At 64.1% G+C, this 19,879-nt stretch carries 21 protein-coding genes and 1 pseudogene; 6 read left to right on the forward strand and 16 right to left on the reverse strand.

Translation table 11 applies throughout. The features are described 5' to 3' along the window. Nucleotides 1-128 precede the first annotated feature (128 nt). Genes Q0X18_RS10060 through Q0X18_RS10080 form a run of 5 tightly spaced genes read right to left on the reverse strand, consistent with a single transcriptional unit; the run spans nt 129 to nt 4,820 of the window. A complete protein-coding gene (locus tag Q0X18_RS10060; RefSeq protein WP_297561775.1) occupies nt 129-1,388 on the reverse strand; it encodes an ABC transporter substrate-binding protein in 1,260 nt (419 codons plus the stop codon). After that, nucleotides 1,385-2,383: an Ldh family oxidoreductase gene (locus Q0X18_RS10065; RefSeq protein ID WP_297561778.1), complete on the reverse strand. Its 999-nt coding sequence runs from the start codon at nt 2,381-2,383 to the stop codon at nt 1,385-1,387. Before Q0X18_RS10065 ends, Q0X18_RS10060 begins: the two co-directional genes overlap by 4 nt. Further along, entirely contained in the window at nt 2,380-3,306 is a 927-nt protein-coding gene (locus Q0X18_RS10070) for a hydroxyacid dehydrogenase (RefSeq protein ID WP_297561780.1), read from the reverse strand. Before Q0X18_RS10070 ends, Q0X18_RS10065 begins: the two co-directional genes overlap by 4 nt. Before the next feature lie 3 nt (nt 3,307-3,309). Then, entirely contained in the window at nt 3,310-4,488 is a 1,179-nt protein-coding gene (locus Q0X18_RS10075; protein ID WP_297561783.1) for a UxaA family hydrolase, read from the reverse strand. After that, complete coding sequence (locus tag Q0X18_RS10080; RefSeq protein ID WP_297561786.1) at nt 4,488-4,820, reverse strand: UxaA family hydrolase; 333 nt, start codon at nt 4,818-4,820, stop codon at nt 4,488-4,490. The genes Q0X18_RS10075 and Q0X18_RS10080 overlap by 1 nt, the downstream gene beginning before the upstream one ends. 216 nt (nt 4,821-5,036) lie before the next feature. Here Q0X18_RS10080 and Q0X18_RS10085 point away from each other — a divergent pair, with 216 nt between their 5' ends. Then, nucleotides 5,037-5,696, forward strand: a complete 660-nt coding sequence (locus tag Q0X18_RS10085; RefSeq protein WP_297561790.1) for a GntR family transcriptional regulator — start codon at nt 5,037-5,039, stop codon at nt 5,694-5,696. Here Q0X18_RS10085 and murQ read toward each other — a convergent pair. The 3 genes from murQ to Q0X18_RS10100 are packed head-to-tail and all read right to left on the reverse strand — an operon-like array spanning nt 5,693 to nt 8,949. Continuing rightward, complete coding sequence (gene murQ / locus Q0X18_RS10090) at nt 5,693-6,592, reverse strand: N-acetylmuramic acid 6-phosphate etherase (RefSeq protein ID WP_297561793.1); 900 nt, start codon at nt 6,590-6,592, stop codon at nt 5,693-5,695. The genes Q0X18_RS10085 and murQ overlap by 4 nt on opposite strands. Nucleotides 6,593-6,608: 16 nt before the next feature. Next, nucleotides 6,609-7,511 carry an N-acetylglucosamine kinase gene (locus Q0X18_RS10095; protein WP_297561796.1) on the reverse strand — a complete coding sequence of 301 codons (903 nt, stop codon included), beginning with the start codon at nt 7,509-7,511 and terminating at the stop codon, nt 6,609-6,611. 10 nt (nt 7,512-7,521) lie between these two features. Continuing rightward, complete coding sequence (locus Q0X18_RS10100; protein ID WP_297561799.1) at nt 7,522-8,949, reverse strand: amidohydrolase; 1,428 nt, start codon at nt 8,947-8,949, stop codon at nt 7,522-7,524. 141 nt (nt 8,950-9,090) lie between these two features. On the opposite strand from Q0X18_RS10100, the gene Q0X18_RS10105 reads away from it, so the two are divergent. Continuing rightward, nucleotides 9,091-10,830 (forward strand): VanW family protein, encoded by a 1,740-nt coding sequence (locus tag Q0X18_RS10105; protein ID WP_297561802.1) that lies wholly within the window; start codon nt 9,091-9,093, stop codon nt 10,828-10,830. Here the strand turns inward: Q0X18_RS10105 and Q0X18_RS10110 are convergent. From Q0X18_RS10110 to crcB, 5 genes are all read right to left on the reverse strand, one after another. Further along, entirely contained in the window at nt 10,827-11,804 is a 978-nt protein-coding gene (locus tag Q0X18_RS10110; RefSeq protein WP_297561804.1) for a diguanylate cyclase, read from the reverse strand. The genes Q0X18_RS10105 and Q0X18_RS10110 overlap by 4 nt on opposite strands. A 135-nt stretch (nt 11,805-11,939) precedes the next feature. After that, nucleotides 11,940-12,560, reverse strand: a complete 621-nt coding sequence (gene plsY / locus Q0X18_RS10115; protein WP_297561809.1) for a glycerol-3-phosphate 1-O-acyltransferase PlsY — start codon at nt 12,558-12,560, stop codon at nt 11,940-11,942. 75 nt (nt 12,561-12,635) lie between these two features. Beyond that, entirely contained in the window at nt 12,636-13,229 is a 594-nt protein-coding gene (locus tag Q0X18_RS10120) for a sulfite oxidase-like oxidoreductase (protein ID WP_297561811.1), read from the reverse strand. A gap of 53 nt (nt 13,230-13,282) precedes the next feature. Then, a complete protein-coding gene (locus Q0X18_RS10125; RefSeq protein WP_013014721.1) occupies nt 13,283-13,615 on the reverse strand; it encodes a DUF190 domain-containing protein in 333 nt (110 codons plus the stop codon). Beyond that, nucleotides 13,612-13,986, reverse strand: coding sequence for a fluoride efflux transporter CrcB (gene crcB, locus Q0X18_RS10130; protein WP_297561814.1), 375 nt, complete (start codon nt 13,984-13,986; stop codon nt 13,612-13,614). The genes Q0X18_RS10125 and crcB overlap by 4 nt, the downstream gene beginning before the upstream one ends. 80 nt (nt 13,987-14,066) lie before the next feature. On the opposite strand from crcB, the gene Q0X18_RS10135 reads away from it, so the two are divergent. Beyond that, nucleotides 14,067-14,576 (forward strand): DUF4384 domain-containing protein, encoded by a 510-nt coding sequence (locus tag Q0X18_RS10135; RefSeq protein WP_297561817.1) that lies wholly within the window; start codon nt 14,067-14,069, stop codon nt 14,574-14,576. After that, entirely contained in the window at nt 14,573-15,211 is a 639-nt protein-coding gene (locus Q0X18_RS10140) for a hypothetical protein (RefSeq protein WP_297561820.1), read from the forward strand. The genes Q0X18_RS10135 and Q0X18_RS10140 overlap by 4 nt, the downstream gene beginning before the upstream one ends. Here the strand turns inward: Q0X18_RS10140 and Q0X18_RS10145 are convergent. Beyond that, nucleotides 15,208-16,013 (reverse strand): annotated as a pseudogene (locus tag Q0X18_RS10145) (IS5 family transposase). The gene Q0X18_RS10140 and the pseudogene Q0X18_RS10145 overlap by 4 nt on opposite strands. A 109-nt stretch (nt 16,014-16,122) precedes the next feature. On the opposite strand from Q0X18_RS10145, the gene Q0X18_RS10150 reads away from it, so the two are divergent. Then, nucleotides 16,123-16,608 carry a hypothetical protein gene (locus tag Q0X18_RS10150; protein ID WP_297561823.1) on the forward strand — a complete coding sequence of 162 codons (486 nt, stop codon included), beginning with the start codon at nt 16,123-16,125 and terminating at the stop codon, nt 16,606-16,608. A gap of 78 nt (nt 16,609-16,686) precedes the next feature. Beyond that, a complete protein-coding gene (gene tgt, locus Q0X18_RS10155) occupies nt 16,687-17,841 on the forward strand; it encodes a tRNA guanosine(34) transglycosylase Tgt (RefSeq protein WP_297561825.1) in 1,155 nt (384 codons plus the stop codon). A gap of 38 nt (nt 17,842-17,879) precedes the next feature. Here the strand turns inward: tgt and Q0X18_RS10160 are convergent, their stop codons facing one another. Together Q0X18_RS10160 and Q0X18_RS10165 are read right to left on the reverse strand one after the other, a co-directional pair. Further along, nucleotides 17,880-18,308 (reverse strand): SWIM zinc finger domain-containing protein, encoded by a 429-nt coding sequence (locus Q0X18_RS10160; RefSeq protein ID WP_297561832.1) that lies wholly within the window; start codon nt 18,306-18,308, stop codon nt 17,880-17,882. Between the two features lie 42 nt (nt 18,309-18,350). After that, entirely contained in the window at nt 18,351-19,847 is a 1,497-nt protein-coding gene (locus tag Q0X18_RS10165) for an ABC transporter permease subunit (protein ID WP_297561835.1), read from the reverse strand. Nucleotides 19,848-19,879 lie beyond the last annotated feature (32 nt).

The following is a 19,879-nucleotide window of genomic DNA, read 5'->3' on the forward strand; positions in this document are numbered from 1 at the left end:
CTGGCAGTAAAAATCTTTTCAGCAAAGCCTTCTAACCATTGAAGATGGCTGGGCTCTTTCCCAGAACCGCTCGCGCCGCTCCAAAGTAAAAGTGGGGGTGGCAGCCGGGGCCACCACCCCCAGGAGGTTTATCTTGGGTAGAGCGCCCGCAGGCCGTCTATCACTTCTTTGGCGGCCACTTCGGGGGTCTTGGTACGGGCCAGCACGGCGTTGAGGGCCTTACGCATCACATCCGCCACCTCGGGGTAGCGCGGGTTCACCGGGCGGGCCCGGGCGCTCTGCACCACCGGCAGGGCATCGGCAAACCAGGGGTTGGCTTTTAGCACGTCGGGGTCGCGGTACAGCGAGGGGAAGACCGGTAGGTTGGAGGCCTCGATGGCCAGAATCTTGGAGACCTCGGGGCTCGAGAGGTAGCGCACCAGGCGGTAGGCCTGGGCCTTGTTGCGGCTGAAGTCGGAGATGGTCCACTGCCAGCCGCCCAAGCAGCTCGCTGGACGTCCACCCTCGAACTTGGGCAGCGGCACTACACCAATCTTGCCCTTGACCTGGCTATCGGCATCGTTTTGGAAGCGAGCCCAGGCATAGGCGAACAGGGTGCCGAAAATCCAGCGCCCGGCCTGCATCTCCTGACGGATGGTGTCCTGGGCTTTCTCAGCCATGTTGGGCGGCGAGACCCGGTGCTTGTCCATCATGTCCAGCCAGAACTGCAACGAGTTGCGGGCCTGGGCCTCGGTCAGGATTAGCCGGCCCGCGCTATCGTTGACATCCCCGCCTGCCGCCCAGATGGGTAGCAGGAAGCTGCACACGGTGCCCTCGGAGATGTTGCCCATGAAGCCCACCCCGTTCAGGTTGGGGTTGTTTTCCCCACGCAGGATGGTCTGCGCCTGCTGGATTACCTCGTCCCAGGTGGTGGGCGGCTTCAGGTTGTACTTTTCCAGCAGGTCTTTACGGTAGTAGAGGAACTGGGCATCAGCAAAGCTGGGCAGGGCAATGAGCTGCCCGTTAATCACGTTGGCCTGGGCATAGGCCGGCAGGTACTGGCGCAACAGGGCCTGGCGAGAGGCCGCGGGCAGGTACTTATCCAGGGTATCGGCCCATTTGGCCGCCGCATACTGGGCCGGCCGGATGACGTCGATCAGAATCACGTCAATCGAGGGGTCGCGCGAGGCCAGCACGGTGGTGAGGTACTGCTGCTGCTGATCGGAAGTGGCCCCGCCCACCTCGATCTCCACCCGCACCCCTGGGTTGCGCTGCTGGTAGGTGTCCAGAATTTTGCGCATGATATCGGGGCGCTGCTGCCCCCCCACGAACACCCGCAAGCGGGTTTGCTGCGCCAGCGCAGTAGACATCACCAGCACAGCGACGAGTAGCCAAAACAACTTCTTCATCTTGTCCCTCCTCCTTGTAGATGCAAGCCTAGTTTACCGAGTTCGGCCTGAAGCGTCGCGTTAACCTCCACGCCTTCGGTGAGTGCTTTTTCTCGTAAAGCGGCCCGGCGTGCACCGGGAATCCGGCCTCCGGCCGCTTTAAGAGCCTCGATGAGCTGGGCCACCCGGCCCCCGTAGCCTGTGCCAAAGGCAGCGGGGTCGAAGGCCAGCAGCAGCAGCCCCGGCTTGGCGGCCTGCTCCGGGGGCATCCAGGGCAGGGGTAGCTCGGGCGAGAGGACGTCGCCCGCCAGGGCCCCGGCCAACACCTCCACCAGCACCGCCAGCGCAAACCCCTTACCCTCGCCAATCGGCAGCAGTGAGCCTTCCAGCGCGGCTTGGGCGTCGGTGGTGGGCTGGCCCTCCTTGTCGAGCGCCCAGCCCGGTGGGATGGGCTCGCCCTTTTTAGCCGCGGCGATGATCTTGCCCCGCGCCACCACCGAGATGGAGGTATCAATGATGACCGGCTGGGGCTCGGCTGGCGCACCCAGGGCGATGGGGTTGGTGCCCAGCACCGGCCCCGGGGCAATGGCCGGGGGGGTGTTGGCAAAGGCCAGGGCCACCAGGCCCTCTTGGGCCAGCCGGCCCACGTAAGCCGAGAGCACCCCGGAATGCCCCGCGCCCCGCACGGCCAGCGCGGCGCTCCCCTGCTCCCTGGCCATCGGGGCCAGTGCCTGCACTGCAAAAAGGCCGGCCACCGGCCCCGGTGCGCCATCGGCATGGAGAACCGCAACGCCGGGTTTGGTTCGTTCCAAACGCATCTGCGGCCGGGGGTTGAGCCCGCCGGCTTGTAGCTGGGCGGTGTACTGGGCAATCCGGGTCAGGCCGTGCCCCAGGTTGCCCTCGAGCTCGGCCTCGAGGATCACCTCGGTGAAGGCCTCAGCCTGATCCGGGGCCAGCCCCAGGCCCTGGAAGTGGCTCGAGACCGCCTGCTTGAGTACGGGATAGGGAACCCTCATGCCACCCCCAGGAGGTTCAAAACCCCCTCGGCCACCCGCAGGCCCACCGCTTCCTGGGCCTCGGCGGTCAGGCCGGCCACATGGGGGGTTATCCACAGGTTCTCCACACCCCGCAGCAGGTGTTCAGGGGGCAGGGGCTCAGGGTCTACCACGTCCAGCACCGCCCCGGCCAGGTGGCCCGAGCGCAGGGCCGCCACCAGGTCGGCCTGGTGCACCAGCTCGCCGCGGGCGGTGTTGATGAGAAAGCTGCCCCGGGGCATGGCGGCCAGGGTCTCGGCCCGGATCAGTTCTTTGGTCTCGGGGGTCAGCGGGGCGTGCAGCGAGAGGAACTGGGCCCGCCGCAGCACCTCCGGGGTCGAGACCAGCTCGATCTCCAGGTCTTCCACCGCGCTCTCCCAGGGCAGGCGCACGGGGTCGGAGGCCACCACCCGCATGCCAAAGGCCCGGGCCCGCCGGGCTACCCTGAGCCCCACCTCGCCCAGGCCCACCAGGCCCAGGGTCTTGCCCGAGAGCTCGAACCCCCCAAAGGTCGCGCGGTTCCAGCCGCCCTCCGCCACATGGGCCGCCGCACCTGCGATGTTGCGGGCCAGGTGCAGCATGGCGGCCATTACATACTCGGCGACGCCATTGGCGTTGATGCCCCTGGCAAAGTAGAGCTGAACCCCGGCGGCCTTCAGGTCGGGCTGCACGATGTTGTCCAGGCCCACCCCCAGCCGCCCTACCACCCGCAGCTGGGGCGCGGCGGCCAGCAACTCGGCGTTGACCTGGGTCTGGTTGCGCACAATCAGCGCGGTGGCCCCGGCCAGCCGGGCCTTGAGGGCTTCGCGGTCTTTCCATAGGTTGGGGTCGTAGTGCACCTCGAGGCCGCTTCGCTGCAGGCGCTGCAGGCCGCTGGGTGTGATGAACTCACAAACCACAATCATGGTTCAGGCGCTGGGGTACAGCTTGGTAATCACGAACTCGTTGTGCCGCAGGAGCTCGGCAGCGGTCAGGCGGCCGTTGACGGTGCGGGCGAAGACCTCGAGGATGCGGTCGGCGGCCTGGTCGAGGCCGATATCGCCCACCAGCAGATCCGGCAGTTTGACGTCGATGTGCTCGCTCATGGTGCTGCAGGTGATGGGGTTGGGCGAGACCTTGATGACCGGAATCAGGGGGTGCCCCACGATGTTGCCCTGCCCGGTGGTGAAGAAGTGCAGCACGCTGCCCCCCGCCGCGCACAGCGTCACCTGCTCGGCCCCGGCGGAAGAGCTGTTCATGAAGACCAGGCCCTGGCCCGGCTTGACCGGCTCGGCGTAGTCGAGCACCGCCTGGATGGGGCGGGTGCCGGTTTTCTGGATATTGCCCAGGGCTTTTTCCTCGATGGTGGAGAGGCCGCCGCGGATATTGCCCTCGGTGGGCTGGGAGCCCAGTAGGTCGACGCCCTGGGCCTCAATCATGCGGATGTAGTCGTTGTAGATCTGCATGAATTTGCGCTTGAGGGCGGGCGTGGCGCAGCGGTTGGCGATCAGGTGTTCGCCGCCGGTGAGCTCGGAGGTCTCGCCAAAGATGACCGAGGCCCCCATATCCACCAGTCGGTCTACAGCCCGGCCCTGGGCTTTGTTGCCAGCCAGCCCTAAGGTGGGGTCGGACTCGCCGCACTTGATGGAGAGCACCAGCTCCGAGACCTGGATGGGCTCGCGCTTGAGCTCGGAGGCATCCTGTGCCATCTGGTAGGCCACCCGGCTGGCCGCGTTGATTACGTTGAGGTCGCCGTGGCGCTCGATGGAGAAGGTCTCCACCGGTTTGCCGGTCTTGGCGATGGCCGAGGCCACCCGGTCGGTCCATTTGGGCTCGATGCCGATCACCACCACCCCGTGCACGTTGGGGTTGGCCCCGTGGCCCGAAAGGGTGCGGAAGGTGAGCTCGAGGTCGGCGCCAAACTGCAAGCGCCCATAAGGGTGGGGCAGGGCGGTGGTTCCGTGGATGAGCCGGGCCACCCCCTCGGCAGCGGCGTTGGAAAGGTCGTCCACCGGCAGGATGAGCACGTGGTTGCGCACCCCCACCGCCCCGTTCGGGCGGCGGTAGCCGGTCAGTTGCTGGCCTTTGGAAGCTGCTTTCCTAGGCATCACCGGCCCCCTTTGGCTTTGGGCTTTTGGCCCTTGCTCTTGCTTCCGTAATCCCAGCGCAGGGTGCGGATGTTGTGCACGTGTACATAACCACCTTTTTTGACGGGCTGGGTCATGCGGCCCACCTTTTCGCCGTACTCGATAACCACATGGCCCTCGGGCATGTCCTTGAGGGCGATTTTGTGCCCGAGGGGGACATCCTCCAGCAGTTTGACCTTGTGGGCTTTTCCGCCCTCGAGGCTGTGAATGACCAGCTCCTCGCCGGCTTTTAAGTCGGCCACTGCGACCGCTACATCATCGGTGCTTTTATGCGCTAAGGCCCTGTGTGCCACCTAAACCCTCCTTTGATTTCTGCAAGATTTTATATCTAAAATCTTTTATGGTCAATGTGCTAAACTGATACCGGTTCCGCTTGAACCCTTCACCTTTGGGTGTAATCAAAGGTGAGGGGTTCAAGCCGACCGAAGGGAGTAGGAGTGCATTCCGGCAGTATCGTTTAGACTTTCAAAAGTGAACGATACAGCCGGAATGCGTATGAGAGGCTAAGAATGACCCTGAACCGCACCACCCTGAACCGCGAAGCCTACAAGGCGCTCAGGCAGGCCATTCTGGGGCGCAAAATTCCCCCCGGCCAGAAGCTGGTGGTGCGGGTGCTGGCCGAGGAGCTGGGCCTCTCCCCCACCCCGGTCAAGGAGGCCTTAGCCGCGCTGGAGCGGGAAGGGCTGGTGGTGGCGGTGCCGCACCGGGGCTACTTTGTGCTGGAACCGAGCCTCGAGGACGTGCGCGAAATCTACAGCCTGCGCGAGGTGCTGGAGGGGCTGGCGGCCCGGCTGGCCGTAGAAAACGACGGAAGGGCGCTGTTGCGGAAGCTCGAGCGACTCTTCGAAAAGCAGCGCGAAGCGGCAGAGCAAGGGGATATAGAGGCCTATGGCGACCTCGACCTGGCCTTCCACCGCACCTTCTGGGAAGCCGCTGGCAGCAAACGCCTGCTGGCCACCGCCGAGACCATAGACGGCCAGATTCGCATGCTCATCAACAGCTCGGCGGCCATTCCCGGGCGCCTGCCACAGTCGCGGGCCGAACACCAGGCCATTTTGCAAGCGGTGCGAGACAAAGACCCCCAGGCCGCCGAGGCCGCCATGCGCACCCACGTGCGCAACGCCGGGCAGGCCCTGGAGCAATTCCTGCTGCGCCAGGCAAAGCGCTAAGATCGCGCCGCCAGGGCCTGCCGCACACTCCCCCCTACGCGCTCGAGCAAGGCCTGGGCTGCCGGGGCATCCAGGCTTTTTTTGATCATCACAATGGCGGTCTTGACGCGGTAATCGCAGGCTTCCAGCGCCGCTTTGGCCTGGGCCTCGGAGGCCCCTGTGGCCGCCACGGTCAGGCGCACCGCCCGCGCCAGCAGCTTGGCGTTGGTGGCCTGCACATCCACCATCAGGTTGCCATACACCTTGCCCAGTCGCACCATCAGGGCGCTGGAAAAGGCGTTGAGGGCGATTTTTTGCGCGGTACCGGCCTTGAGGCGGGTTGAACCCGAGATCACCTCAGGGCCGGTCTCGAGCACAATTCCTATCTGGCTCTGTTGCACCAGCGGCGTCTCGGGGTTGTTGGCCAGGCCGATGGTCAGGGCCCCCACCTCCCGAGCAGCCGCCACCGCCCCCAGCGGGTAGGGGGTGGTGCCGGAAGCCGCAATCGCGATCACCACATCGTGGCGTGTGGGTTGCAGGGCCAGCAGGTCGCGCTTTCCAGCCTCGAAATCGTCCTCCGCGCCCTCCACCGCTCGCCACAGGGCTTCCCGACCTCCTGCGATGCAGGCCACCGCCCGCTCCCTTGGCCAGGAAAAGGTGGGGGGCAGTTCGGAGGCATCGAGCTGCCCCAGGCGTCCGCTGGTGCCGGCGCCCACGTAAATCAGGCGGCCGCCCACTCTCATGCGTTCGGCCGCTTGTTCAACTGCGTCCACCAACTGGGGTATGGCCCGCCGCACGGCCTCCACCGCCCGGAGCTGATCCTCCACCAGGGCCTGCAGGATCGCTGGGGTAGGACGGGTCTCGAGGTCGCGAAAGGCCTCGCTGATCTGCTCGGTGGTCAGATGCGGTTTACTCATGACTGCTCCTGCGATTCTAATGGGAAACCCCCGTCCTGAGCAGTTCCAGGGCCATGCGGGCCGCAGCCTCGGCGCTCGAGGCGTGTTGAACGGTCAGCTCCAGTAATTCGCGGGCTCCTTGCTCGATGAGCGGGCTCACCTGCAAGGCCCCCCCGCACAGCACCACCGGCAGGGGCCCCAGCCGCTGGCGCAGGGTCAGGGCCAGGTCGGCCAGCGCACGCCCGGCCTGAAGCAAGATCTGGGTTGCGGCCTGGTCGCCCTCGAGGGCCGCCCGGCCCACCGCCGGGGCCAGCGCGGCCACGGCCTGCCGCCCACCCCCGTACACATACGCGCGAATGTGCGGCCAGTCGCGGCCCCCCAGCGCTCTATACAGGTGCCGGGCCAGCGGGTACGAAGCAGTATCCAATCCCATATCGTGCCAGCGCAACACCTGGCGCAGCGCGGTTTTCCCTATGCAGAACCCGGCCCCCTCGTCCCCAATCAGAAAACCGTGCCCGCCCGCACGGTAGACCGTGCCCTCCTGGGCAATGCTGTAGGCCACCGAGCCGGTTCCGGCATAGACCACAATCCCCTCCCCAGGGGCGAAGTGGGCCCGGTAAGCCAGGTCCATATCGTTAAGGACACGCACCCGGTTTTGCGGAAGCCCCAGGGCTTGCTGGATATATGCACCGAGCTGCTGGGCCTCGAGGCTGCCCGCATCCAGGCCGGTGATGCCCGCCACCACCGCCACCGGCGCGTAGGGCCGGCTCTGCCAAAGTAGCGCATCCAGCGCGGCCAGCGTCTGGGCCTTTACTTTTTCGTCCAGCAGATGGCCCACGATGGGGGCTGTCCGGCCCTGGGCCACCAGTCGGCCTGCCTCATCCAGCACCGCCCATTTACCGCTGCTGGCCCCGCCGTCGATACCCAGGACGTAGCGCATGGGCCTTCTCCTAAAGCTCGAGGCCGCCCCTAAACACCCGCCCAACAGGACGCCCGTTTTCCCACAGGGTCAGGTCGGCGGGGGCCTGTGGGCGAATCTGGCCGTACTGGGGCCAGCCCGCCGCCAGCGCCGCCCCCCTGGTGTGGGCCCACAAAACCTCGGCCGGGGTCAGGCTCTGGGCCGGGTTCAGGGGGTGCTGGGTGGCGGCCTGGAGGTTCAGTTCGTAAAGCGGTTTCATCACCGGGGCATCCGAGCCAAAGGCCATGGGCAGGCCGGTGTTCCAGAGGTCGCGCAGGCGGAAGGCCTCGTGCTCCTGGCCCTTCAGGTGAAACCGCACCAGCTCGGCGTCGCCCAACAGGTGCATGGGCTGCATAGAGAGGGCCAGCTTGAGGCCGGACAGCCGGGCCAGCTCGGCATCGCGCACGTGCTGGGCGTGCTCGAGCCGAAAGATGCGCCTGGAGACAGGTTGCAGTTGGTGGAACACCTCCAAGACCCCCTGCACCGCCCGGGTTCCAATGGCGTGCACCACCAGGCCCAGGCCGACCTTCAGGGCTGCGCGCCCTTCGCTCAGGATGAGCTCGAGGGCATCGAGCGCCAGCCCGTGCGAGCCGTCGGGGTAGGGCTCCACCATCCAGGCCGTGCGGCTGCCCAGGGCCCCATCGGCAAAAAACTTGACCGCGGCGATCTCCAGGCTGTCGCCCCGCCAGCCGGGCCGGGCTTCCCGCCAGTGGTCACGATCCAGGGCCCACCACAACCGCACCGGCAGCCGGCCCGATTCGGCCAGTTGTTCGGCCAGGCTAAAGTGGCACCAGCCCATATGGTGCACGGCGGTGTAGCCCCGGCGGGCCAGGTCATGGAGGCCGCGCTCGAGTTCGGCCGGGCCGGGTTTTGGCATCACCTGCTGCACAAGCTCCTGGGCGGCTTCCAGCAGGTAGCCGGTAGGCTGGCCCTGGGCATCACGCACCACAACCCCACCGGGCGGATCGGGGGTCTGGGCGGTAATACCGGCCTGCTCGAGGGCTGTGGTGTTGGCCCAGCCCGAGTGCCGGTCGCGGCTTTGCAGGAAGACGGGGTGGTGGGGGGCTGCCGCATCCAGCAGTTCACGGGTGGGATAGGCCCGAAAAAGATAGCCACCCCCGCGAATCCAGTTACCGGGGGGCAGGGTGCGGGCCTTCTCGGCCACCTGCTGCGCCACCGCCTGGGGGTCGGTCAGCCCCTCCAGATCCAGGCTGTCGAGTTGCAGGCCCCACATCTGCGGGTGGGCGTGGGCTTCGTGCAGACCCGGGGTGATCTGCTCGAAAAATTGCTTTTTAGCACCGGGATACCGCGCGCTCAGGTCTTGCAGACTGCCCACATCGGCGATGCGCTCACCCTCCAGGTACACCGCTTCGGCCCGGCCGGCCTCGGTCATGGTTTCAACGCGCCCGTATAGCAGCATAGAAGGCATCCTATCCCGCTTTGGAAGGCGGCTCAAGCAGGGGCCCGGCCCGGCTACCTGGGAGGTTATTAAGACTTGTCCATACCGATTGGGTTACTCCCTTCACATCCGGCCAACATAGGGCGGCTATACTCAAACCCAATGAGACGGGGCTTGCTGATTGGCTTGGGCATTTTTACCGGGTTGGTACTGGGCTGGGCTGGATTCGAGCGCTACCACCACAACCGGGTGTTTGCGGGCGTCGAGGCCGCCGGGGTCAGGGTTGGGGGCCTGACCCTGGAGGAGGCCACCGCCAGAATTGCCGCAGAAACACAAAACATCGCCCCACCCCGGCTCACCCTCAAGGCGGGGGACAAGGCCCTCGAGGTCTCGGCCAGCGAGCTGGGCTGGAAACCCGACGCCAGGGCCACCGCCGAGCGCGCCTTTGCGATAGGCCGCAACCGTTTGGCCGAGCGTATCGCCGCCCTGCGCGGACAGATCCAAATTCCTTTGGTTCCCAGCGTAGACCCGGTCGCGCTAGAGAAGCGGTTGCAAGCAATCGCCCAGTCTCTCGAGTACGCCCCCATCAACGCCAGGGTGGTGTTCAAGGACGGGCAGTACACCGTCACACCCGAAAAGGCCGGTTTGAAGCTGGATATCCAGACCGCCATCGAGACCTATATCAAATATCCCGAGCAGACCGTGCTCGAGTTTTTCCCTAAAGCCATCACCCCCCGCGTTACCGCCGCCATGCTCGAGCCCGTGGCCCGCAAGGCCAACGAACTCCTGCGGCCCATTACCCTGGTGTATACCGAAGCTCCCCCCGCTGGCAAAAGAAAGGTGTACACGCGCACCTTAACTGTGGCTGAGGTGGCCTCGTTGTTGCAGGTTGGAGAAGAAATCGGGGTCGATTCCAAAGCCCTGAGCAAAATTCTGGCCCAAATTGCCGCCCGCCACGACCGCCTACCCCTGGATGCCCGCTATACCCTGGGCCCCGAAGGTCAGCTCGCGGTACGGCCCGAGGTCAATGGCTGGAAGATGAACCAGCTCGAGAGCCGCAAACGCCTCGAGTTAGCGCTTCTGCGACCCGACCTGAGCGAGTTCTACCTGACCGTAGTACCCAAAGCCGCCCAGGTGCGGGCCGCCGATTTGCCGAAAGCCGAGAATCTTCAGCTCCTGGCTGAAGCCACCACGCACTACGGCGGCTCGAGCCCCGAGCGTATTGCCAACGTACACGCCGCCGCCCGCAACCTCGACGGCTATGTGGTGCCCGCGGGAGGCATCTTCAATTTCAACGACGCTATCGGCAGCATCAGCCCCGAAAACGGCTTCAAGGAGGCTTTGGTCATCTCCGAAGGCCGCACCGTCAAGGGGGTGGGAGGTGGGGTCTGCCAGGTCTCCACCACAGCCTTCCGGGCTTTGTACCAGGCCGGGCTGCCCATCCTCGAGCGCAATCAGCACGCCTACCGGGTGCGCTGGTACGACCCCATCGTGGGCTACGACGCCGCAGTGTACCAGCCCTACCTGAACCTTCGGGCCAGCAACGACACCCCCGGCCCGTTGGTTGTGCGTACCACGTTTACCCGATCCAGCCTCACAGTGCAGCTATACGGCCTTCCCGACGGCCGCAAGGTGGTGGTCTCCAAGCCCGTCATCCTGGCCCGCACCCCCCACCCACCTCCGCAGTACATCGTAGATCCCAGCCTGCGCCCCGGGCAGATTAAGCAGGTGGACTGGGCCGTGGATGGCTTCCGCACCCGCATCACCCGCACCATCACCCGCTCCGATGGGCGGGTGGAGGTGGACGTACTCAACTCCAACTTCCGCCCCTGGCGGGCAGTGTACCAGGTGGGGCCTCAAACACCGATACCAGGGAATGAGATAGCCTCGAACGAACCCTAGACCAGGCTCATCTCAACCCGGTTGCGGCCCAGGCGCTTGGCCTCGTACAGGGCCCTATCGGCCCGCTCTACCAGAGCGTGAATGCTGTCGCCTATATGCCCTTCGGCCACCCCAAAGCTCGCCGAAACCGGGCCCACCAGTTTAAACGGCCAGAAGGAGATGTCTTCCCGTAAGCGCTCCACCGCTGCCAGCACATCCTGCTGGTTCTCACCGCGCATCAAGATCATGAACTCCTCGCCCCCCCAGCGTCCGAGCACATCCTCCTTGCGCATGGAAACCCGCAGGCGACGGGGCACCTCCCTGAGCACCTCGTCGCCGGCTGCATGACCAAAGCGGTCGTTGACCTGCTTGAAGCGGTCGATATCCAGTAGCACCAAATACAAACCATGCATATGCTGCGAGGCTTCCTCTAATAGCTCGCTCAGGGCCAGGCGGTTGGGCAGCCCGGTCAGGGGGTCGGTGCGGGCCAGGGCGTGCATCTCTTCCACCTGCCGGTTGGCCAGGACAAGCTGGTCCTTGACGATAGCCAGGGCATACAGCAGACCTGCCATCGCAAAAAGCCGCATTTCCGAGCGCACAAAGGCCAGAAACTCGGTTCTGTACAGGCCCTGGGCCAACTCACCTCCCAGGCGCAGCAGGCCCAGGATCAGGGTCACCACGGCCAGGGCCAGGCTATACACCAACCCCGTCCGGGCATCAAAGACGATGTAGAGCAAAACCATGACAAACGCCATGACCCAGTAGGTGCTCTCGATCTCGACCCAGTTCTGCTCGAGGTCGCCCCAGAACAGGGAATAGGCCAGCTTGATGGTAAAAAAAAGCGTTACCGTGGCAATAGTCTCGCGCTCTATACGACCCAGATGGGCCCCTCGATACAACCGCCAGGCCCAGCTCACGCTCATCAGGATAAAAGCCGGGTACAACCAGCGGATAAAACCTTCCTCGGGCCGCATCAGCCAAATCAAAAAAAGCACCGGTATGGCCAGGACAACTGTCCAAAAGTAAGCCGCCCGTCTTCCGGCTTTAGCGACGGTTAAAGGTTGCCCCTGCACCCCTCCAGTTTAGAGGAAGCTCGAGGTTCCTCATACATAATTGGCACGTAAAGCCCGCTAAGACGTAACGGCGTCGTCCGAAACCTTGGCCTTCTCTCCTAGGCGGCGCTCGTTGCCTTCTTGCAGACGCTTGATATTCTCGCGGTGGGTCCAGAAAACCAGCGCCGCCAGCACCGCTACCGTCAGAATCTCCCACATGGGCCGGCCCAGGGCCACCGCCAAAACGGTTGATGTAAGCGCGCCAATCATGCTACCCGCCGATACGAAGCGGGTAAGTCCCATGGTTGCCACGCCTACTGGAAAAGTGAGGAGGGCCAGTACGGGATCCAGGAACAAAAGCGTGCCAAAGCTAGTCGCCACTCCTTTACCCCCGGTAAAACGCAGGAAAACCGAGTAGTTGTGGCCTAGCACCGCCGCCAGGGCCACCCCGCCCAGCAAATAGCCTTCAATGCCCACCAGCCGGGCCAGCCACACCGCGATTCCACCTTTGAGCACATCGAAGGCTGCCACCACCAGCGCCGGGCCTGCCCCGAGGGTACGCAGGATGTTGGTGGCGCCGGTATTTCCGGAGCCCACTTTCTGAATGTCTATCCCGTAGAGGCGGGCCACCCATGCGCCTGCAGGGATCGCACCAAACAAGTAAGCCAGCAACAGGATGAGCCAGTTTGTCCAGTCCACTGGGGCATTTTATACCCAACTGGCCCTGACTTAAAGGTACTTCAAATGCCCAGACCCCCAAAGACCAGGGGGCGCCTAGTCGCTAAAGCGTTCTTCTTTCCAGGGGTCGCCCCGGCGGTGGTAGCCGTTGACCTCCCAGAACCCCAGTTCCTCCCTGTCCAAAAACTCCAAACCCCGCACCCACTTGGCGCTCTTCCAGGCGTACAGGTGCGGCACCACCAGGCGCAAAGGGCCGCCGTGATCCCGCGGGAGGGGCTGGCCGAACAGGGTATGGGCCAGGATATTCTCTGCGCGCAAAAAGTCATCGAGGCTCAGGTTGGTGGTGTAGCCCCCGTAGCAGTGCACCAGCACCGCCCTGGCCTGCGGCTTGAGCTGAACCTGCTGCATTAAGTCGGGCACCCGGACGCCGCTCCACTGCACGTCCAGCTTGCTCCAGCGGGTCACGCAGTGGAAGTCGGCGGTCAGGTTGGACTGGGGCAGGGCCATCAGCTCGACCCAGCTCAGGGTTCTGGGCGCCTCAACCTGGCCTTTGATTTCAAACTTTAGCTCTTCTGAGCGCACGGTAGGGGTGGGGCCGTAGGTGAGAACCGGGAATTTTTCGGTGAGCACCTGGCCAGGGGGCACCCGATGTTGATCCACTGCCTTAGGCTTGAAAAAGTTACCGAACATGGCTTTAGCCTAGCCTGGCTCGAGCCCCAGCCCCGTAAGCAAACGTACAATGCCTAGCGGGAGCGGTAGCGAATCACCTCGACCTTTTCCATGGTGATTAGGCCTTCCTGCACCATCTGGTCGAGGGTAGGCAAAAAGCCCTGGATTTTCTCTTCGCTGTCTACAATTTCGATGCAGATGGGCAGGTCTTCGGATAGCTGGAGGATTTTGGCGGTGTGGATGCGGGAGTGGGCTCCAAAGCCCATGAAGCCCCGGAACACGGTGGCACCGGCCAGGCCGGCTTTTTTGGCCTCGAGCACAATCGCTTCGTAGAGGGGCCGCCCCTGCCACTTGTCCGACTCGCCCAGAAAAATGCGTACCAGTTTGGCTTCGCCCTGTAGCTTCATACCCACCTCCCGGCCCAGCGGTAGGCCAGCCAGACCAAGACAAACCCCAGCACCACACTGCCGGCCACATATAAAAAGGCTTTGAGCCACTCCCCCTGCTGCACCAGGGTCAGGGTCTCCCAGCTAAAGGTGGAGAAGGTGGTGTAGCCGCCCAGCACCCCCACCGCCAGAAAAAGCCGCCACTCCGGGCTCAGGGCCCCCTCGAGGCTCAGGCGCAGCACCAGCCCAATCAGAAAGCTGCCGGTGATGTTGATCAAAAAAGTGCTCCAGGGAAACCCCGGCCCCAAGAGGCCCTGCACCCAGGCCCCCAGCCCATAGCGCAGCATGGCCCCGATAGCCCCGCCCAGCATGACCAGCAGGTAGCGTTCCACCCTGCCCAGTATCTTCCCTAAAGCCTGTCTTAATCCAGTCCTCTGAGATGTTCTCAGGAAGTAAAGGGTAGACTCTGGGGATGAGATTTCTGGGACTTTCATTGGTCTTGCTACTGCTCGTGGGCTGTGCGCCCCAGATTGGAATAAGCGACAACCAGCGCCGGGAATGGGGCTTGCAGCCTATCATCGGCGAGTTTACCCCCGACCGGGGCGAGGGCGGCAAGTACAAACTGCGCGAGCGGGTGTTTTTTAGCTTTACCCTGAGCCAGCCGGGCTACGTGACCCTGGTGACCATGGACAGCGACGGAACGACGGTGGTGCTCGAGCGCAACGTGCAGTTGCCCGCAGGCCGCCACACCTTCCCCCTGGCCACCGACCGCAACGCCCAGGGCCAGGCCACCTACCTGGTGGTGCCGCCCCTGGGGCCTTCGCGCTTCCGGCTCTTGTATACCAATACGCCCGGCACCAACCGGGAGCTTTTTAGGGGCAAACTCAGCAACGAGGCCTTCAACCAGCACACCCAGGCCTACCTGAGCGGTGCTACAGTGCGCGACGTGGCCGAGACCTGGATGGAGGCGGTACCCCAATGAAAGCGCTCTTTTTGCTACCCCTGGCCGTGCCCCTGCTGGTGGCTTGCGGCCCTGCTGCACCCAAAAACAGCCTGGACTTGAATCCCAATGCGGTGGTGCTTTCGGATGATGAGGTGGATTCGGCGACCGCTACGGATATGAGTGTGCAAACAACCGATAAAGATCTGACCGCTGGTCAAATTGTTATCAGTGACGAGGGCGAGGGCTTGGTGCGCAAAATCACCGAGGTAACGCAGACAGCCACAGGTCAGGTCAATGGTCAGGCGGTGCGAAAGTTCTACCTCAAAACCGAGGAAGCGAGCCTCGAGGATGCCATTGCTTCGGGCGATGTGACCCTCGAGACCGACCTCACCATCGGCGAGGCCAACATGGTGCAGGCCCTGGATGGCGTGAGCGTGCAGGACTTCACCGGACGCATCAAGCTGACCAATGTCAAGTTCGATATTCCGGGCGTGCCCGGCGGGAGCATCACCCTCAACGGGTTTATCGAGCAGACCCTCAAACCCAGCTTCAACCTCAAGGTTAGCAGCGGCAGCATCGAGGTGTTCAAGGCCGGCCTGAGCGGCACGCTCAAGTCCTCCATTACCGCCACCATCCAGGCCAACGCCAGCTACAGCCCCTTTAGAGCCTGCTAACTAGCTGTTCGTAAAAGCTCCACAGTTTTCGCTGTCATCAGAATCGAAAAAGCCAACCAGTGCCAACCTCGCAAGGTCTCAGCCAGCCGCTCATAGTCCTCGCGCCAGCCTGCGAAACCGGGATGTCCAGGCAAACGAACGTTCCACCACCCAACGCTTCGGCAGCAGCACGAATCCTCGTTTGGCCCCTTCCACCTTGACCACACACAGGGCGATGCCTTCCGCCTCTGCCGCTTGTGCCGCTTCCTCCCAGTGTAACCCTGATCCACAAAGGCCACTTCCACCTGCTCCCCCGTCACTTCCTGCACCTGTTGACTGAGGGCTCCCACCTGGGCCCGTTCCTGTTCACTGGCCGCCGTTACTACCAGGGCCAGCAGATGCCCCAGGGTATCTACCGCCAGGTGAACTTTGCTTCCCTTGCGTCGTTTGTACCCATCGTATCCGGCCCGCTCCCCACTTTGCGGGGTGGACTGTAGGGTGCGAGCATCGTAATGGCAGCGCTGGGATGGGCGGCTTTGCCCTGGAGCATTCGCAGGGTCATGCGCAGGTCGTGTACCAGGTCTTCGAAGACCCCCCGGTTCATCCAGCGGTAGGCTTGCGCCTGAACGATATGGGGGGGTGGGAAGTCGTGGGGCAGGTAGTCCCACTGAGCACCGGTTCGAACCATCCAGCGCAGGGCGTTGAACACTTCGCGCAGGTCGTACTTGCGCTGGGGTGCTTCCAGCGGGGCGAGGGTCAAATAGGGCAGCACCAGAGCCCATTCCTCATCACGGACGTCCGATGGGTAAGCACGGCGGTTCATGCTCTAAACATAACTGCAGTGCCTGATTTGGGTAAGGTGGTTTGTAGATTCTAGCCTGAACAAGGAGCTGGCCTCCTGGAACATCAAACGGGCCTTTCTGGTGGGCAGCGTGCCGGTGGTGGTGGTCTTGCAGCCCAAGCTAATCGCCGGGGTGAGCAGCAACGCCGGGGGCAAGGTGACGGTGACAGTGGGCATTGCCCCAACCTTCACCACCAACCTGCAGCTCGACTACAACCGCAACCGCACCACCAACGGCGGATGGAACAACACCTTTACCGCCAGCTTTGCCCTCAACCCCACCTTCAACTACTCGGTTCCGGTGCAGGGCACGGGCAATGCCTTCGCGGGGCTGGCCATGGACATCAAGTTCTATGGGGTGGCCGGGCCCAGCCTCGAGGCCAAGCCTTTCATCAACCTGACCCTGAACGGCAACGACGGCACCGCCGGGCTCAAAACCGGCATCAACGGCCAGAGCAAGGTCGAGGCCGGGTTCAAGGTGCTGGGGAAAGGGCTCGAGACCAGCTACAACGGGCCCAGCATCGAACAGGCCCGCATCTTTAGCTGCCAGGCCCCCAGCACCTGCACCGCCAACTGAAGATAAAACCCTCCCCCGCGGCCATGGGTGGGGATGGGTGTGCTTGCACTTTGCGCCTTCAGGCCCCAAAATACCCAGGTGTTCGAGTTCGCCATTACCGCCCAGTCCGGCCGGGCCCGCACTGGGCTTTTTCACACCCCCCACGGCGTGGTGCAAACCCCCCTGTTCATGCCAGTTGGCACCCAGGGCAGCGTGAAGGGCATCAGCCCCCGCGAGCTTAAGGAGATCGGCTCACAGATTATTCTGGGCAACACCTACCACCTGCTGCTGCGGCCCGGCCCCGAGCGGGTGCGGGCCCTGGGTGGGCTGCATAAATTCGCCGCCTACGACGGCCCCTGGCTCACCGACTCGGGCGGTTTTCAGGTGATGAGCCTGGGCGACCTGCGCCAGATTAGCGAGCAGGGCGTCACCTTTCGCAGCCACCTCAACGGCGACCTGATCGAGCTAACCCCCGAGTACAGCATCCAGGTGCAGGAAGCCCTGGGGGCCGATATCATCATGGCCTTCGACGAGTGCCCCCCCTACCCGGCCAGCCCGGAGTACCTCAAGGCCTCCATCGAACGCACCCTGCGCTGGCTCGAGCGCTGCCTCAGGGCCAAAACCCGGCCCGACCAGGCCCTGTTTGCCATTGCCCAGGGCGGGGTTGACCTGGCCCTGCGTAAAGCCAGCGCCGAGGCCACGGTAGCCTTCGATACCCCCGGTTTCGCCATTGGCGGACTGGCCGTGGGGGAGCCCAAGGAGGGGATGTACCCGGCGGTGGAGCTTTCCACCCGGCTATTGCCCGAGCACAAGCCCCGCTACCTGATGGGGGTGGGCCACCCCGAGGATCTGGTGGCCTCGGTGGCGCTGGGGGTGGATATGTTCGACTGCGTCTACCCCACCCGCACCGGGCGCTTTGGCTATGCCCTGGTGCCCGAGGGGCGGCTCAACCTCAAGCTCTCGCGCTACCTCGACGACCCCCACCCCATTGACCCCACGTGCGACTGCTACGCCTGCACCCACTACAGCCGGGCCTACCTGGCCCATCTGGTGCGGGCCGAGGAGATGCTGGCCCCCCGCATGATCTCGCTGCACAACCTGCGCTACCTGCACCGCCTGATGGAGAGCGCCCGCACGGCTATCCAGGCCGGTAACTACGGCGATTTCGCCCAGGACTTTGCCGGCCAGCGCTTTGGGCACCAGATTCCAGCGTGGTTTATCCGAGCCCTCCAAGAAGGTGGGCACTGGAACTAAGCAACCTTGGCTTCCTTTGTAATTTTCGGCAATGGCTGTCACTCAAAGCGCTGCATCAGGTTGTAGGCAAACTCATGCATAAGCTCGGGACGCGCCTCGGCCAGTTGCCACAAGAAGCGCAGCAGTTCGTCGTCGGACAGCTCGAGCATCGGCTGCAGATTCACGGGTGTGCGCCGGCCCAGCTTTTTGCGGGTGAAGATCTCGGGGGCTTCTAAGGCGGCCAGGGCCACCGCCACCACGTGCTTGCACACCGGCCCCCAGGCATAGGGGCAGGTACAGGCCCACCGGCCCTGGCCCAGGCTAATCTCGACCCGGTAAGGAAAAGGGGCGCTCCCCTGTACCCGCGCCTGCAGGCGGCCCCGGCTCCGGGCGGCCTCGAGCACCGCCCCCCGCAAAAAAAGCGCCTCGCCCCGCGCCCGCACCCCCTCATCGGCCAGCTCGAGCAGGCTTTCCAGTTCCAGACGCACCCTACTATCTCAACCCAGACCCCGCCGGTTTGCAAGCCGAACCTAGCGCCGCCGGTAGCGCAGCACGTAGCTTTCCAGCCAGGCCACCAGCCCGTACAGGGCAATGCCCAGCACCACCGTAACCCCCACCGCAGCAAAGGCGTTGGCGTAGCGGAAGTTGAGCCGCTCGCTGTTGGCCAGGTAGCCCAAGCCGGCCCCGCCAAACACGAACTCGGCCACCACCGCCCCAATCAAGGCCAGCGAGACCGTGAGGCGCAGCCCCCCCAGCACCACTGGCAAAGCCCCGGGGAACTCGAGCTTGCTAAACACCCCCCAGGCACTCGCCCCCATGGTCTGGAAGACCTCGCGGTAGACCCGATCCACCTCCCGCACCCCCACCATGGTGCTCACCAGAACGGGAAAAATCGAGATGAGGATCACGGTGATGGTCTTGGAGCTAAGTCCATAACCGAACCAGATCACCAGCAAGGGCGCGATGATGATGGTGGGCACCGCCTGCAAAGCCACAATGAAAGGCGAAAACAACCGCTCCAGGGCCCGGCTGCGCCCCATGGCATACCCCAGCGGCAGCCCCAGCAAAAGCGAGCCAGCGATGCCTAAGAAGGCCACCTCGAGCGTCGCCCAGGCGCTTTGCAGCAGCAAGGAGAAGTTGGCCGCCATGGCCTGCCCCACCTGCGCCGGGGAGGGGACAAACAGCGGTATTCGTGCGGCCAGAAGGCTCCAGATCAGGAAAAACAGGCTACCCAGGCCCAGCACCCCGAAGATCTCCCAGGGCGGGCGCAGGGGCTTGGGCGGCGGCTCGATAAAGGTGGAGTCCACCACCCCCAGCCGCTCGCGTAGCTCGGCCTCGAGGCCGTCGGTAAAAGCGGTAATGCGGCCCTGGTCTTTGGTCTCCAGGATGGTGTCAATCCGGCCTCCGGTCAGCACCACCACCCGGTCGGCCAGGTATACCGCCTCGCGGATGCTGTGGGTCACAAACAAAATGGTTTTGCCGGTGCGCTCGTGCAGTTGCTTGAGCTCGAGGTTGAAGCGCTCCCGCACCAACGCATCCAGCGCCGCAAAGGGCTCGTCCATCAGGAGCACCTCGGCCTCCTGGGCCAGGGCACGGGCGATGGCGACCCGGGCCTTCATCCCACCGGAAAGCTGGTGGGGGTAAAGCTTCAGGTAGGGCTTCATGCCCAGATGGGTCTCGATTTTTCCGCGCCCGGTGAGCTCGATGGGAAGCCGGATGTTCTGCTCCACGGTGCGCCAGGGCAACAACCGATAATCCTGGAAGACCATGGCTGGCTGCCCCGCCACCTCCACCCGGCCCTGGTGGGCTTTTTGCAAACCCGCAATCACCCGCAAAAGGGTGCTCTTGCCCCCACCGGAAGGCCCGATGATGGCGATAAACTCGCCCTTCCGCACCTCGAGGTCTACGCCCTTGAGCACCTCGCGCCCATCGAACTGAACCCCGAGACCAGAAAGCCGAATGACCGTGGGGGGGCTTTCCAGCTCGAGATGCTCTTCTGGGGTGGACGGTAGATGCCGGGCCTGCATAGATTCAGCATACCGTGCCCCGAAGGGCAGAC

It is taken from the genome of Meiothermus sp., assembly GCF_026004075.1.
Lineage (GTDB): Bacteria > Deinococcota > Deinococci > Deinococcales > Thermaceae > Meiothermus.